We start from the raw sequence: 14,431 nt of genomic DNA on the forward strand, positions 1-14,431 counted from the left end.
ATCGAGACGAGGAATGTTACCCTGATTCATCATTTCTTCCAAATCGATAATCCAAGCCCTCCGATATAGCCAACCATCGCTCCGCTCGCAATCCCGTATGTCAGTTGAATATGGAAGAAGAACGAGAGAACTACGCCGAGTGTCGTCCCCGCAATCAATCCAAAACAAATCATACAGTCTTTCCATTCTCGTGAATCCATCTAGCTCCTCCTTAACCATCCGCTCAATCTGACGACTTCATCTCTCCAATTGCCTTAAGACCTTTTAGCGTCCTCATTTTCCGTGTATGATGCTGGACCGCATAGGCCAACATCGCGACGACGACTACATTCAATAGGATGGTCCATTGTGCAAATGGATTCGAAAGATTCGCTACGATCACAACAAAGTTGGCGGCTAGCACAGCGCCATATAGTTGGATGATTCGCTTTTCTCGCTGAATCATCGAATCAAAATCCGAATACAATTGGAACGGTCCGTCACTCGTTCGTTTTCGTAAGAAGATCCACCGATACGAGGTGTCGACCACTTCAACGTCCACTTCATTCAGGAATGCCATATACGCCTTCGACTCAGGGTGAGAAGGTAAGTTGGACAATAGTTCGATTCGATACGTGTACGACCCAGGTTCAACTTGCTTGAACACATATCGCATCAAACGAAAGGATTCGAGCGCCCATCCGGTTTGCACCATCTCGTTGAGCCATTTCTCTTCCTTCTCATAATCAACAAATATGCGATAGACCGTTTTCGTCTTCATGTGTCCAACTCCTTCGTCCATTCATGACCATGTCGTACCAGTTCTTCTAGCCGTCTTAATTCCGACCGAAGTGCCTCTCGACCCGCCTCCGTGATCTCATACTCTTTCTTCCGCCCTGTTCCATCAAGTGCTTGAATCCATCCACGCTCTACTAGACTGCTGAGTGCGCCGTATAACGTACCCGGTGCGAGTTGAACCCGACCATTGCTCAATTCTTGAACGAATTGCATCATCCCATACCCATGTCTCGAGACTTGAAGGGACAACAATATATAATAAACCGCCTCGGTTAAGGCGCCTGTACTCGACTGTTGTGTCACGTATCCTACTCCTTTATATCGTGTTTCGTTATATCGTCATCCGATATATCAAAAATATCCTATTTTTGGTTAATTGACAAGAGTCGAGACAAAAAATAATTCTTTTTGTTTTTTGGGCGATTACTTATACAACTTTGGTAAACGTGTTTCATTTAATGTGACATCAAAAACACAGGGACTCATTATATACTGAGCCCCTGTGTTATTAAGCAATATCTCTCACGACTATTTAATAACCCACTTAATCATTTTCTTGTTTTAATCGATCGATAATATTGTCCTTCTTTATTTTTGAAACCGAATATAGCATCGAAGCACCTACAATCATGAAAATCATGATGACGACAAACAGAATGCTACTCCACGGCAAGGTGAACGGAGCATCAAACGTATTGATTTGCGCTCGATAGATGAGGTACATGATGAGAAGACTGATGGGAATCCCATATGCAAGGGCTTTTATCCCATAAAAAATGCTTTCATAGTACACCATCTTATTGAACCCTTTCGGTGTCATCCCAACCGAACGAAGCATGGCAAATTCCCGACGACGAAGTGAGACGCTCGTTGAAATCGTGTTAAAAATGTTCGCAATCGAAATTAACGAAATCAGCACGATGAACCCATACACAAATATTGATAAAAGTAACAACATCTTTTCTTGTTGTTCTCGTTGTTCCGATACATTAAAGACATACAGATCTAAATTCTGTTCCGCTTCAATCACTTGTTGTGTGTCCTCGGGATCATCTGTATTCAACGCGATTGACGGACTCGATTGTTTCATCAAATCCCCGATTGCGTCTTCTTCAAACGTCCCTTCTCGTACTATCATATCGAGCCATCCAAGAGAACCTGTCATCACACCGGTCGGGGCGATATCTGTCATAGCGCCAACTTGAATCGTTTTAAGCGGTGCCGTGTCGCCCGTTGCATTCTCGTCCCTCAATTCAAGCGTATCACCGATTTCTGCTTCGACCGTCTCTGTAGTGATGAATTTTTTCTGTTCTATATCTTGATACGAGACCTCATCAATTAAGACGGCTCCTGGTACGTCTCCGTCTTCAAAACGACTGACAGGCGCTCCGATTTGTTTTAAATACGCATTGAAACTGTCATCATCCAATTGATAGAGGGATACGTAGTACATAAACTTCCCGTCAACGACAGTTGATGCCAAATTCTCGTTCTCGGTAATCGCACTCGGTAATTGCGCTTCGCTGACCATCGTTTGGACCGTTGCATTTTCAAAATATGTTCCGTTCGTCACATGATCTAACGTTTCATAGCGTCGTAAATCATTTTGATCAAGCGTTGAACCATTCACAAGAATATCGAAATCATAATCTGATTGAGACATGTCGAGGGACTGTTCAAGACGATCAGTGAAGTAACTGACCACTAAAAACAGGACGATACTGATGACGAGCGAGAAGACGGTAACCAAATACCGTTTACGGTTACGCTTCGTATTTTTTAACCCAATCTCTGCTTCTAAACCGAAAAGACGACGAACTAGTTTTGACGTCTTCACTTGTTTTGACGTCAATCGTACATCTTGCGTTTGACGAATGGCCTCAATCGAAGAAATCTTTGAGGCTCGACGCGCCGGCAGATAGCAGGAAATGAAAATGGTTATGCTCGAAATGAAGAGTGTTAATAGTAAAGTAATCGGTGTGACGACAACTTCAAACTTCTCCGTCACGTTCAACGCTTTTTCGGCAAATTCATTGATGAACAGGAATGTGAACGCAATACCCGTAATCCCAGCCAGGATACCAAGTGGAATGCTAATCCCCCCAATGACCATCCCTTCAAAATAGACCGAGTTCCGCTTTTGTCGCTTCGTAGCCCCGACACTTGCCAACATTCCGAGGTAACGAGAGCGCTCCGACACACTGATGGCGAATGCGTTATAGATTAGAGAAATCGAGCCAATCACGATGACCGCCATGATGATTCCACCAAATCCATATAGTGTTTTACGCAATCCATCGTCATTCGTCACTCCATAATAACGAAGCAACGAGGAATTATAGGCGACACGTTCTATGTTCTGTTCGGTCATCAACTGTTTTGCTTCCGAATAAATCGAGTTGTCTACATCGTTCAAGGCGACGAACGTGTCGACTCTTGCCCCATTCAATTCTTGATCATCGATGAATCCGACGACTGTATACCCTGGTGACCAAGTCGGTTCCCAGTCAGGTCGAGCCATCGTGCCAACAACCGTCAATGTTACCGTATCCTCAACGTTTAATTGTTCGAGGATCGTCTCGTCTTCCCGAACCAAACCATCATTTTGTGTCAACACGTGACCTGATGACGGATCAATCCGCTCTCCAATCTCAAGTGTCAATTCATCACCGATGTTATAGGTGACGAGGGCATTTTGGCGAATCTCTTCTGAAATGACGACTTCGCCTTCTTTTTCCGGTAGACGTCCCTCAGTCAAGTCGACTGGAAAACTCTTCAATCCGGATGTGTTATAGTTTCGAACATATAAGTATGGTTTGTAAGCATTTTGTGACTCTTTCAGTTGAGCATAGCCATCATTTGAAAGGATGACAGCCTTCGTGTTCGCATCATCCCGGATAGTTTCGACTTGTTTTTCGTTCGTATCTAGATACTGAACATGCCATTCTCCGTTATCTGCGATGTCTTGACGAATCATCAAATCCAAAAAAGAAGATCCGAGCGTTGTGACAGCTGTAATCATCGATACAGAGATGATGACTCCGATGATTGTAACAAGTGAGCGTCGTTTGTTCTCGCGCAAATGCCGAAGTGTCATTTTATTGATGATGTTCATGCGCGGACGACCTCATTCTTCGCAATCTTGCCATCTTCAATCGAAATGATACGATCCGCTTGTAAGGCAATCCGCTCGTCATGGGTGATGATGATGAGCGTTTGATTGAATTTCTTATTGAATAGTTTTAACAGGCTCATGATTTCTTCACTATTTTGACTATCCAAGTTTCCTGTCGGCTCGTCGGCCAAGATAATAGCTGGATTACTAATCAGTGCCCGACCGATGGAAACGCGCTGCTGTTGCCCTCCCGATAATTGGTTTGGTAAATGAGTCAATCGGTTTGACAAGCCCAAGATGCCGATGATGCGTTCCAAATGAGCGATATCCACTTTTTGTTCATCTAATAGCATCGGTAACGTGATGTTCTCTTCGACCGTTAAAATCGGAATCAAGTTATAAAACTGATAAATCAAACCGATTTGTCGACGACGGAAAATGGCGAGCTGTGTCTCGTCCAATGCATAAATGTCTGTTTGATCAATCAACACCTGTCCACTCGTCGGCACATCGACACCACCAAGTAAATGCAACAATGTCGATTTCCCCGAACCCGAAGGACCGACGATACAGACAAATTCACCTTTCTTCACCGTGAACGAGACGTCATCGAGCGCTCTGACCTCCATCTCGTCCTTGCCGTATACTTTCGATAAGTTTTGTACTTCTAATATATTCATGTTTGCACCCTCCAGTACTTGATCTACTTCGAGTGTACCGAGTGAGTGTGACTCGTCTGTGACTCGAAAGTGACGATTTCGTCACTTAGCGATCAGACAATTGCTTTATAAAAGCGAATATGAAAATCCGTTCCGACCCCGGGTTCACTCCGAACAGTCAACTCACCTTCCTGGCTCATAATGATGCTGTGTGCCATGGCAAGTCCAATCCCGACACTCTCTTCGCTCGCATTCACACCTTTATAAAACCTTTGGAAAATGTACGGGAGGTCTTGTTTTGCGACACCAATCCCCGTGTCACGAATCACAATTTCTGTATACAGCGTATTTTCACTGGACTCGATGAATACATCGCCCTGTTCCGGCGTATGCTCCACGCAATTTTTTAAGATGTTGATGAGCGCCTCGGTCGTCCACTTCAAATCACCCTCGAACGTAACATCTTTTTCGCCTTGAACGTGAAGTCGTTGCATTTTAATATCAATCGGTACGAGCATCGGTTCTGCTACGGCTTGAATGAGTGCAGGGACGGATACCAATTCGCGCTTGAAATGTATTGTCCCGGCATCCATTTTTGATAGTTTGAGGAGAGAAGACAAGAGCCACTCCATTCGTTCAAGTTGTACTTGTACGTTATGGGTGAATTCTTGACGCTTCTCCTCAGATAGACGCGGGTCACTAAGAAGATCTGCCATGACGGTCATCGAGGTGAGCGGTGTCTTCAATTGATGAGAGATATCGGAGATCGCATCAGTTAGCTTCTGTTTATCTTCTTCAAGATGCGCGCCTTGTTCAGATAGCATTTTCGTCACTTTGTAGAGTTGGCTCTTTAACAAACTGAGCTCCCCTTCGCGATTATCACGGACATCCAATGTATAGTTGCCATTACTGATTTCTTGAAGATATCCCGAGAGCTGCTCGATTTCTCGATAACGCCATGCCGTGAAACGATACGTAACGCCGAAAAGTATGATTGCTAATAGGACGACCAGAACGGCCGCCTCTATGGACATGAACAAGACGGCAATACCTACAGCTAGTCCAATAAGAAATAAACAAGTGAACAAGTATATTCTTATTTCTTGGTTTCGCAACATATTAGCGCCCCACCTTATATCCGATTCCACGCACAGTCGTAATAAGCATCGGGTGTTGTGGATCATCCTCTAGTTTCTCGCGGAGTCGCTTAATATAAACAGTCAACGTATTATCGTTCACGAATTCCCCACCCACATCCCAAATCTGATCGAGTAGTTGGGCTCGTGACAATACTTGCCCTGTATGTCTCCCAAAGATGAGCAACAAACGATACTCTAGCGCTGTCAACAAAATTTCGTCCCCATTCTTTTTCACTTTTGCATCTTGCGTATTGATTTCAACTGGTCCAATCGTCAACAGAGGCGAGCGTACGTTTTTATTGTATCGACGAAGTACCGAGTGAATTCGTGAAACGAGTTCTCGGACACGGAACGGTTTCGTGATGTAGTCGTCCGCTCCCATATCGAGTCCCATCACCACATTCACTTCATCATCGAATGCCGTCAGAAAGATGACAGGGATGTCTTGTTGTTGCTTCACGAGCCGACATAAGTCATATCCACTCCCATCTGGTAGTGACAAATCAAAGAGACATAAATCGATTGTATGTAACTGTTGTTCAATCATAAACGTCGCGTCAGTCACGTTTTGGCATAACGTTGTTTTAAATTGTTCTTGTTCGAGTGAATATTGAAGACCGGAGGCTATCGTCCGGTCGTCTTCTACGATTAGAATATGCATGGTAGTCCCTCCTGACTCTTCTCCCCATAATATAGCAGTCTTTATTCAAGTGAGGAGATAAAACAAAAAAACCGAACGAGGTATCTCATTCGGCAGGAGTGTGAACCGGCTATACTCGTATTAAGATTTTTATCACATGAGTGTTATTTAATCGTTCATTAAACGTTTCATCGCCATCTACTATTTTAATTATAAAAAAGGGGCTCCAGTATTCACTGAACCCCTTCAAAAAACTATTCGACTGTCGAGACCGCCTCAGCGAGCGCTGCCTCTTCTTCATGATATTTCTCGACAAAGGCATCAAGCAACGCTCGTACCTCGTCCGTCGATTTCGTTTCCATCAAGTTATGACGAAGCTCGCTCGCCCCACGGAATCCTTTAACATAAATCTTGAAGAAACGGTGCAAGTTCGAAATCGAACGCGGCACGTCTTCTTGGAATTTATCCTGAAGGTCCAGTTGCAAACGCAACAAGTCGAGATGTTCTTCCATCGAGTGTTCGCGTGGCTCTTTCTCAAACGCGAACGGATTTTTGAAGATCCCACGACCAATCATGACGCCATCGACCCCATATTTCTCAACGAGCTCGAGTCCCATTTGACGATCGAGGATGTCTCCATTGATCGTGATGAGCGTATCCGGCGCGATCTCGTCACGTAACTTCACGATGTCCGGGATCATTTCCCAGTGCGCGTCGACTTTACTCATCTCGTTGCGCGTGCGCAAGTGAATCGACAAGTTCGCGATGTCTTGTTTCAAGAGATGTGTCAACCAGTCGCGCCACTCGTCGAGCTTCGCGAAACCGAGACGCGTCTTGACGCTGACAGGGATGCCGCCGGCTTTTGCCGCTTGAATGAGCTCAGCCGCGACTTCCGGACGGAGAATGAGACCACTCCCTTTTCCACGTTTCGCGACGTTCGGGACCGGGCAACCCATGTTGATGTCGAGTCCTTTATAGCCCATCTCGGCCATACCGATACTCATTTGACGGAAGTATTCCGGATTGTCCCCCCAGATGTGGGCGACCATCGGCTGCTCGTCCTCGGTGAACGTCAAACGGCCACGGAGGCTGCCCTTCCCTTCCGGATGGCAATAGCTGTCCGAGTTCGCGAATTCTGTGAAGAAGACGTCCGGGCGTCCCGCATGGGCGACGACGTGACGGAAGACGACATCGGTCACATCTTCCATCGGGGCAAGTATAAAGAATGGACGCGGAAGATCGCGCCAAAAGTTTTCTTTCATCGTAAAATCAGTTCCTTTCATCCATACAGTCCAACAAAATCACTCATCTATTCTATTATGTCTGTCGGATTGTATCAACTGTTACACCACACTGTTCGATATAATAAAGGAACAATTACAATGAAATGAGGAGTAGGAATGATTATATGGATCAACGGCGCTTTCGGTTCAGGTAAAACCACATGTGCTAATATACTTCAGAAACAACTGCCAAACGCGTTTCTCTATGACCCGGAGCAGGCTGGCTTTTTCATTCGGGATCAATTACCGGAGAGCCTTCAGCAACCCGATTTTCAACATCACCCGGAATGGCGAGAGTTCAATTATCAAATGCTGTCGAAAATTGCCACGTCGTTCGATGGGGTCATCCTCGTTCCGATGACACTGGTGGACGCAACGTATGTAGATGAAATCATCGGTCGACTTCAGCGGGACGGCGTCGATGTACGTCACCTCATCCTTGAAGCGAATCAACACACGCTTGTAAAACGACTGAATAAACGCTTCGAATGGTTCAACTCTTGGGGAAAAGCGCAGATTGACCGCTGCCAGTCCGCATTCGAATCTGAGATTCATGCAGAAAAAATTATGACCGACCATCGTTCGAAGTCAGATGTTGCGCGAGCGGTCGCCGATCACGTCGGTCTCATACTTTCCTCAAAATGATTCAGATTCATACATTTCTTCCACGGGTTCGTCTTCCCATTGGATGACGAGCTCGCTTGCATGGGAGAGATTCAACTCCACCGTCTCACATGTCGTATCCGTCAACCACATGCAGCGGAACAACAGTTGCTGATATCCGTACAGTTCATCGACGATTTCGAAGCGCCCTATTTGAACGAACTGACTGAGTTGCTCGATTGGACACATCAAATAGGTCGTTTCACTAAAGCGTGTAAGGGAAGAAAAATCTCGGTCCACGTTCGAGATGGTCACGGTGGCACGACCCGTCCATACCGCTTCCTTTTTGAACAAGTCACGGATCCCATCCGTAAAGACGAGACGGATTGTCGAACCCGTCACAGTCGCTTCTGTGATGACTGCATCATTCAGGGAAAGTGGGACGTTACGAGTTCGAAACGTATATTGTTTCATTCAATCCCTCCTTTTTTGAAACACATAATTCTCAACTGCCTTTAAATAACTCGGTCCCTTCATCGTCTTCCTCACTTCGGCTACATCCACGTCTTTTCCTTTCGGCAATCGGAAATACTCATCTAGTCCAGTCTGAACGAATTCATTTGAACTACCCATGACCCCAATCAATTCGAACGTTTCATCAAATCGCGCCAACGTCGCATCTCCATGACTATCGTTACAGAGCAAGATGCCACCCGGCTTCAAATATTGTTTCGTCGCCTGACCGACAAACCCCGCATATTGCGAGATGATCAAGTCAACGGGTTCGATGTCGAGCGGCTGCGTATAGTCCTGACCAAAAAATTCAATCGTACACGGCTCATCATATTCCTTTCGTTGATCCATCAGCTCCTGCACCGTTTCAATTTGCTTGAAGAAACGGATCGTCCCTTTGAAACTGTCGACATAGATGACGTGAGGGATGACGAGGGAAGGGGCGACGTCGACGTGACTCCCAGGATAGAGCGTCCGCTTCACGTCAAAGGTTTCAGCAATCGTTTCATACACTTGTTTTCGGTCCCCGATTTTTTGTGCATACGTCTCATACATTTCTGTCACTTGTTCAAGATTCATCGTTATCCCCCTAGTATAAATATCCGAGCAAATCGAGTTTCCCTTCCGTCCATCGCTTATCCCCGACCGATCGAACCATCAATTCTTCGAATGACGCCTCCCCAATCCCGCGTGTCGTTTGATTCTCGTCATCGATTTGAAGCCATGTACATGTATTCGATACCTTTTGAAACCCGATCCGTTCGTAAAGGTCTAGTCGATCTGCGAACAACAGGAGAAAATCGATTGGGTACTCTTCTCCGAGCGCAATGACTTTTTCCATTAGCGCCCGTCCGACCCCACGTCCTCGCACTGCTTCCCGTACGCATAAATCGATGATGCCAAGCACGTGAATCGGAGTTCCATCTATATTCATCACACGAAAATCCAACCCGACTTGTCCGATGATTTGTTGATCCTCATACGCGATGAGCCGAAGATGCGGCAGTTGCTTAAAGTAGCGGCGATTCGGATAAATGGAAGGAAATGAATGCTGTAATAGCTCAATCAGTTCCGTATCCATCGATTCTGAAATGGTCATCTCGAGGTGTTGCTCGATTCTCATAGCCCCTCTCCATCTTTTTGAATACGTTCATAGCGGATGATACTGACTCCGTTTGGCATCAACTGTTGCTCGACTACATCAAGTTGAAGTGGCAAGATGTTTCCATCTGGGAAAAGACGTTTTCCGGAACCAATGATAATCGGATACATAATCAATCGGTATTCATCGATGAGATTGTTTGCAAGTAGCGTATGGACGAGTTCACTGCTGCCCCATACATGTAAATCCGGTCCGTCCTCTTGTTTGAGTCGTTTCAACGCTTCGACCGGTTCTGTCAGAAACGTCGTTGCTTCCCATTGTGAATCATGTGAATGTCTACTAACCACATATTTCACTGCACGGTTGGCTTCCGGCCAAATGTCATTATGTTTTGGCCAATAACTCGCCCATTGGTCATATGTCTTTCGCCCGAGCAACAAATCAAACTCACTATGCATTTGGGTCCGAATCCAAATCCCAAGCTCTTGGCTCGAGAAAAGCTCCGTCCATCCGCCATGCATGAAATCCCCACTCACGTCCTCTTCTTTTCCACCCGGTGCTTGAATGACACCGTCTAACGACAGATGTTCCAGAACAATGATTTTTCTCATCTCCGACTCCCCTTTCGGCTGTTTGCAAAAAAAGCCTCCGATTGATTCAATCGAAGGCATGTTACATTCATCTTATTCTACTTTCTCCATCCACGCCACCGTCTCCACATGCGCCGTATGCGGGAACATGTCGACCGGTGTCACTTCCATCAAGCGATAACCTCGGTCGGCGAGGTAACGCATATCGCGCGCCTGCGTCGCGACGTTACACGAGACGTATACGATTCGCTTCGGTCCCATCTCGACCATCGTCTCAAGGAACGATTCGGCACATCCTTTACGTGGTGGATCGACGACGATGACGTCCGGGTTCACACCGTCTTTCTTCCACTCTGGAAGCACATCTTCCGCCGCGCCACATGCGTACGTCACGTTATCGATCTCATTGACGAGCGCATTCTGTTTCGCGTCCTCGATCGCTTCTGGAACGACTTCAACACCATACACGTGCGCCGCCTTCCGAGCGAGGAAAAGACTGATTGTCCCGATGCCGCAATAGGCATCGACGACTTGTTCCGTACCTGACAATTGTGCGTACTCTAGCGCCTTCCCGTACAACTTCTCCGTTTGGACCGGATTGACTTGGAAGAACGAGTGCGGAGAAATCGTGAACGTGAGTCCTGCGATTTTATCCTCAATCGTCTCATGGCCGTAGAGCAACTTGTTCGTCGTCCCGAGGATGACATTCGTCTTGTCCGGGTTGACGTTTTGCATGATTGACGTCACGTCTGGAAGACGCTCGACGATATCGGCGACGATCTCATTCACGCCTTTTAATTTCGTCGTCTTCGTGATGAGGACGATCATCAGTTCACCCGAATGGTACCCGTAACGGGCCATCACGTGACGGATGACCCCACGTCCTGTCTTCTCGTCATACGCCGGTACGCCACGTGCATCCAACACATCACGGACGACTTGGATCGCCTGATCATTACGCTCATCTTGAATCAAACATTCATTCATCTCGACGATGTCATGGGAACGAGGACGATAGAAGCCTGAGACGAGACGGTCCCCTTCTTGTTTGAACGGGACTTGTGCCTTGTTGCGGTAGCGCCAAGGTTCTGGCATGCCAATCGTGTCATGGACCGGCACGTCGAACTGCCCGAGACGCTTGAGCGCATCGACGACGCGTTCTCGTTTCTGGCGTAGTTGCCCTTCATAGCTGAAGTGTTGCAGCTGGCAGCCGCCACACTGATAAAAGATCGGGCACGGTGGCTCGACGCGGTCGGCACTCGCTTCTTTCACGTTCAACAATCGGGCGAACCCGTACTGCTTGTTCGTCTTCGTCACGACGATTTCGACCGTCTCTCCCGGCAACGCGTTCGGCACGAACAGCGTATAGCCGTCGACACGTGCCACACCCGCCCCTTCGTGGGTCAGGTCGTGGACATGGACATCGAGACGATCGTTCTTTTTCACTGGTAGCATACGAATGCTCCTTCCATTACAAATAGGAATGACTGATGTCGTCATTCCTATCTTTTCACTCTGCTTTATCGAGCGAAACATTGAACAATTGCTTGATCATCTGTTCGCGTTCATATTGTGCATTCAAATCTTCCATTTCGCGGATTCGGGCGTTCGGTGCGAGCACCGTCAAGTGACGGAACAAGTTCCGCATCTCACCTGTGCACTCCCCGCCATACTCGCCGTCGATGTTCAGACTCATCGGCTCGGTCGTCTTCATCCGGACGCGGCTCGTCTTCACGTGCTCGACGAGTGAGCTGGATAAATGCTCACCCCGGAGGAGAAGGCGGACGACGTGGATGAATTCGAACAAGTTACATTTCCGCAAAATGAACAGATCGAACAACCCGTCATTTAATGACGCGTGTGGTGAGATTTTTTCAAATCCACCGACCGAGTTCGAGTTCGATGTAAGGAAGACCATGACTTCGCCTTGGAACGTCCCTTCATCGTGCTCAAGTTCGATGTACGTCGGTTTGATGAGTGGAAGTTTCTCCATTCCCTTCACGTAATAGGCGAGCTGTCCGAGTGCCGTCTTCAACTTCGATGGCACCTCATACGAGAGTTCAGTCATGATACCGCCGCCTGCGATATTGATGAAATAGTGGATGTCACCTTTCTCGCCTTCGATTTCCCCGAGGTCGACCGGCATCTCGAACCCGTCACAGATGACGTCGAGTGCACCGACCACACTTAGTGGGATCCGCATCGCCCGAGCGAAGTCGTTCGTCGTCCCGACCGGAATGAGTCCAATCGTCGGACGATTCTCTAGCGGGGCGAGCCCGGAGATGACTTCGTTCAATGTCCCGTCTCCACCTGCGGCGATGATGAGGTCGAACTCGGCCGCTGAGGCCCGTTTTGCTTCGAGCGTGGCATCACCAATCGCTTTCGTCGCATACGTCGACGTCTCATAACCCGCATCCTCGAGGCGGTTCAAAATGTACGGGAGTTCCCGTTTGATCACTTCTTTACCAGATGTCGGGTTATAAATGACCCGCGCACGTTTCCGTTGCATATTGATTCTCTCCCCTGTGCTCAACTCGAGCGAAAAGCGAGACACAAGTGTCTCGCCGCCTGCTTAGCGTTTTGCCATCTCTTCGTGGAACAAGCCATCGAGGAGTGCCGGGTTCGCCATCCCTTTCGTCTGTTTCATGATTTGGCCGATGATGAAGCCTTTCGCACGGTCTTTCCCGTTCTTGAAGTCTTCGATCATTTGCGGGTGTGCCTCGAACAATTCGAGGATGTAGCCGCGGAGCAAGTTCTCGTCCGAGATTTGGGCGAGACCGTTCGCTTCGACATACGCTTTCGGCTCAGCTCCTTCTTCCATCATCGCCGTGAAGACACGCTTCGCGATCTTCGATGAAATCGTCCCTTCCGCAATCAAGCGGATGAGCTCAGCGAGTGCTTCCGGTGTCAACTTCATCGTCTCGACCGTTTCATTCGTCTTATTCAAATGACCGAGCACTTCACCCATGAGCCAGTTCGCTGCCGCTTTTGGCTCCGCTCCGGCCGCTGTCGTCGCTTCGAAGAAGTCTGAGAACTCACGCGTTGACGTGAGGGCTTTCGCGTCGTATGCCGAGAGACCGTATTGGCTCATGTAGCGTTCACGACGTGCTGCCGGCATCTCTGGGATCGTCGCGCGGATGCGCTCTTTCCATGCCTCATCGATTTCAAGACGGACGAGGTCCGGTTCTGGGAAGTAACGATAGTCCGCTGCCCCTTCTTTGACACGCATGAGAATCGTCTTTTTCGCCGCTTCGTCGTAACGGAGCGTCTCTTGACGCATGACGCCACCTGAGAGAAGCAATTTGCGATGACGCGTTTCTTCATAGTCGAGTGCCTTCAAGACGTTTGAGAACGAATTCAAGTTCTTGAGCTCTGTCTTCGTACCGAACTTCTCCTGTCCGAATGGACGGACCGAGATGTTACAGTCACAACGAAGTGAACCCTCTTCCATCTTGACGTCCGAGACGCCAGCGAACGAGAGGACTTCTTTCAAGCGCTCGAGGTATGCGACCGCGTCTTTCGGTGAGCGCATGTCCGCTTCACTGACAATCTCGATGAGCGGTGAACCGGTCCGGTTGAAGTCGACGACCGAGTGTTTCTCGCCCGTATGGTTCATCTTCCCGGCATCTTCTTCCAAGTGCACGCGCTCGATGCGGAATCGTTTGATCTCGCCGTCCACTTCGACGTCGACGTGACCGTTCGAACCAATCGGTTTATCGAACTGAGAGATTTGATACGCTTTCGGCGTGTCTGGGTAGAAGTAGTTCTTCCGGTCGAACTTCGTATCTGTCGCAATCTCACAGTTGAGTGCCATTGCCGCCTTGATGGCGAGGTTGACCGCTTCTTCGTTCAATTTAGGCAAGACGCCCGGGTGTCCAAGACAAATCGGACACGTCTGTGTATTCGTTTCGGCACCGTAAGTGCGTGAGCAGCCACACCAAATCTTCGACTTCGTGCTCAGCTCGGCGTGCACCTCGATCCCGATGATCGTTTCAAAGTTCATCGTACGT

The 14,431-nt window shown here is 47.9% G+C and carries 16 protein-coding genes; 1 reads left to right on the plus strand and 15 read right to left on the minus strand.

Features of this window, described 5'->3' with window-relative positions:
• Positions 1-29 precede the first annotated feature (29 nt).
• The 8 genes from KNO66_RS07525 to KNO66_RS07560 form a co-directional block, all read right to left on the minus strand.
• On the minus strand, positions 30-200 hold the full coding sequence (locus KNO66_RS07525) for a hypothetical protein (protein WP_214735196.1): 171 nt from the start codon (positions 198-200) through the stop codon (positions 30-32).
• Positions 201-223: 23 nt separating this feature from the next.
• Positions 224-760: a DUF2812 domain-containing protein gene (locus KNO66_RS07530; protein ID WP_214741809.1), complete on the minus strand. Its 537-nt coding sequence runs from the start codon at positions 758-760 to the stop codon at positions 224-226.
• Entirely contained in the window at positions 757-1,080 is a 324-nt protein-coding gene (locus tag KNO66_RS07535) for a PadR family transcriptional regulator (RefSeq protein ID WP_214741811.1), read from the minus strand. Before KNO66_RS07535 ends, KNO66_RS07530 begins: the two co-directional genes overlap by 4 nt.
• A gap of 241 nt (positions 1,081-1,321) precedes the next feature.
• Positions 1,322-3,892 (minus strand): ABC transporter permease, encoded by a 2,571-nt coding sequence (locus KNO66_RS07540; protein WP_214741813.1) that lies wholly within the window; start codon positions 3,890-3,892, stop codon positions 1,322-1,324.
• Positions 3,889-4,572 carry an ABC transporter ATP-binding protein gene (locus KNO66_RS07545; protein WP_074033830.1) on the minus strand — a complete coding sequence of 228 codons (684 nt, stop codon included), beginning with the start codon at positions 4,570-4,572 and terminating at the stop codon, positions 3,889-3,891. The genes KNO66_RS07540 and KNO66_RS07545 overlap by 4 nt, the downstream gene beginning before the upstream one ends.
• 92 nt (positions 4,573-4,664) lie before the next feature.
• The gene (locus KNO66_RS07550; protein ID WP_214741815.1) at positions 4,665-5,669 is read right to left on the minus strand and encodes a sensor histidine kinase; all 1,005 of its coding nucleotides are present in this window, start codon (positions 5,667-5,669) and stop codon (positions 4,665-4,667) included.
• Position 5,670: 1 nt separating this feature from the next.
• Complete coding sequence (locus tag KNO66_RS07555; protein ID WP_214741817.1) at positions 5,671-6,351, minus strand: response regulator transcription factor; 681 nt, start codon at positions 6,349-6,351, stop codon at positions 5,671-5,673.
• 233 nt (positions 6,352-6,584) lie between these two features.
• Positions 6,585-7,592, minus strand: coding sequence for a tRNA dihydrouridine synthase (locus KNO66_RS07560; RefSeq protein WP_483299192.1), 1,008 nt, complete (start codon positions 7,590-7,592; stop codon positions 6,585-6,587).
• A gap of 138 nt (positions 7,593-7,730) precedes the next feature.
• Here KNO66_RS07560 and KNO66_RS07565 point away from each other — a divergent pair, with 138 nt between their 5' ends.
• A complete protein-coding gene (locus KNO66_RS07565; RefSeq protein ID WP_214741821.1) occupies positions 7,731-8,258 on the plus strand; it encodes an AAA family ATPase in 528 nt (175 codons plus the stop codon).
• Here KNO66_RS07565 and KNO66_RS07570 read toward each other — a convergent pair.
• The 7 genes from KNO66_RS07570 to gatB form a co-directional block, all read right to left on the minus strand.
• Complete coding sequence (locus tag KNO66_RS07570) at positions 8,250-8,690, minus strand: hypothetical protein (RefSeq protein WP_214741823.1); 441 nt, start codon at positions 8,688-8,690, stop codon at positions 8,250-8,252. The two genes, KNO66_RS07565 and KNO66_RS07570, sit on opposite strands and share 9 nt — an antisense overlap.
• The gene (locus tag KNO66_RS07575) at positions 8,691-9,308 is read right to left on the minus strand and encodes a hypothetical protein (protein ID WP_214741825.1); all 618 of its coding nucleotides are present in this window, start codon (positions 9,306-9,308) and stop codon (positions 8,691-8,693) included.
• Between the two features lie 10 nt (positions 9,309-9,318).
• On the minus strand, positions 9,319-9,852 hold the full coding sequence (locus KNO66_RS07580) for a GNAT family N-acetyltransferase (RefSeq protein ID WP_214741827.1): 534 nt from the start codon (positions 9,850-9,852) through the stop codon (positions 9,319-9,321).
• A complete protein-coding gene (locus tag KNO66_RS07585; protein WP_214741829.1) occupies positions 9,849-10,442 on the minus strand; it encodes a dihydrofolate reductase family protein in 594 nt (197 codons plus the stop codon). The genes KNO66_RS07580 and KNO66_RS07585 overlap by 4 nt, the downstream gene beginning before the upstream one ends.
• Positions 10,443-10,514: 72 nt before the next feature.
• Positions 10,515-11,876 carry a 23S rRNA (uracil(1939)-C(5))-methyltransferase RlmD gene (gene rlmD, locus KNO66_RS07590; RefSeq protein WP_214741831.1) on the minus strand — a complete coding sequence of 454 codons (1,362 nt, stop codon included), beginning with the start codon at positions 11,874-11,876 and terminating at the stop codon, positions 10,515-10,517.
• A 55-nt stretch (positions 11,877-11,931) separates the two neighbouring features.
• The gene (locus tag KNO66_RS07595; RefSeq protein ID WP_012727038.1) at positions 11,932-12,930 is read right to left on the minus strand and encodes a diacylglycerol kinase; all 999 of its coding nucleotides are present in this window, start codon (positions 12,928-12,930) and stop codon (positions 11,932-11,934) included.
• A 63-nt stretch (positions 12,931-12,993) separates the two neighbouring features.
• Positions 12,994-14,424: an Asp-tRNA(Asn)/Glu-tRNA(Gln) amidotransferase subunit GatB gene (gene gatB / locus KNO66_RS07600; protein WP_214741833.1), complete on the minus strand. Its 1,431-nt coding sequence runs from the start codon at positions 14,422-14,424 to the stop codon at positions 12,994-12,996.
• Positions 14,425-14,431: the final 7 nt, after the last annotated feature.

Origin of the sequence: Exiguobacterium sp. s48 (assembly GCF_018617395.1) — a bacterium.
Lineage (GTDB): Bacteria > Bacillota > Bacilli > Exiguobacteriales > Exiguobacteriaceae > Exiguobacterium.

Bases quoted from the DNA above. Each gene is read 5' to 3' on its own strand.
- KNO66_RS07525 (WP_214735196.1), bottom strand. From the start codon at position 200: ATGGATTCACGAGAATGGAAAGACTGTATGATTTGTTTTGGATTGATT.
- KNO66_RS07530 (WP_214741809.1), bottom strand. From the start codon at position 760: ATGAAGACGAAAACGGTCTATCGCATATTTGTTGATTATGAGAAGGAA.
- KNO66_RS07540 (WP_214741813.1), bottom strand. From the start codon at position 3,892: ATGAACATCATCAATAAAATGACACTTCGGCATTTGCGCGAGAACAAA.
- KNO66_RS07545 (WP_074033830.1), bottom strand. From the start codon at position 4,572: ATGAATATATTAGAAGTACAAAACTTATCGAAAGTATACGGCAAGGAC.
- KNO66_RS07550 (WP_214741815.1), bottom strand. From the start codon at position 5,669: ATGTTGCGAAACCAAGAAATAAGAATATACTTGTTCACTTGTTTATTT.
- KNO66_RS07555 (WP_214741817.1), bottom strand. From the start codon at position 6,351: ATGCATATTCTAATCGTAGAAGACGACCGGACGATAGCCTCCGGTCTT.
- KNO66_RS07560 (WP_483299192.1), bottom strand. From the start codon at position 7,592: ATGAAAGAAAACTTTTGGCGCGATCTTCCGCGTCCATTCTTTATACTT.
- KNO66_RS07565 (WP_214741821.1), top strand. From the start codon at position 7,731: ATGATTATATGGATCAACGGCGCTTTCGGTTCAGGTAAAACCACATGT.
- KNO66_RS07570 (WP_214741823.1), bottom strand. From the start codon at position 8,690: ATGAAACAATATACGTTTCGAACTCGTAACGTCCCACTTTCCCTGAAT.
- KNO66_RS07575 (WP_214741825.1), bottom strand. From the start codon at position 9,308: ATGAATCTTGAACAAGTGACAGAAATGTATGAGACGTATGCACAAAAA.
- KNO66_RS07580 (WP_214741827.1), bottom strand. From the start codon at position 9,852: ATGAGAATCGAGCAACACCTCGAGATGACCATTTCAGAATCGATGGAT.
- KNO66_RS07585 (WP_214741829.1), bottom strand. From the start codon at position 10,442: ATGAGAAAAATCATTGTTCTGGAACATCTGTCGTTAGACGGTGTCATT.
- rlmD (WP_214741831.1), bottom strand. From the start codon at position 11,876: ATGCTACCAGTGAAAAAGAACGATCGTCTCGATGTCCATGTCCACGAC.
- KNO66_RS07595 (WP_012727038.1), bottom strand. From the start codon at position 12,930: ATGCAACGGAAACGTGCGCGGGTCATTTATAACCCGACATCTGGTAAA.
- gatB (WP_214741833.1), bottom strand. From the start codon at position 14,424: ATGAACTTTGAAACGATCATCGGGATCGAGGTGCACGCCGAGCTGAGC.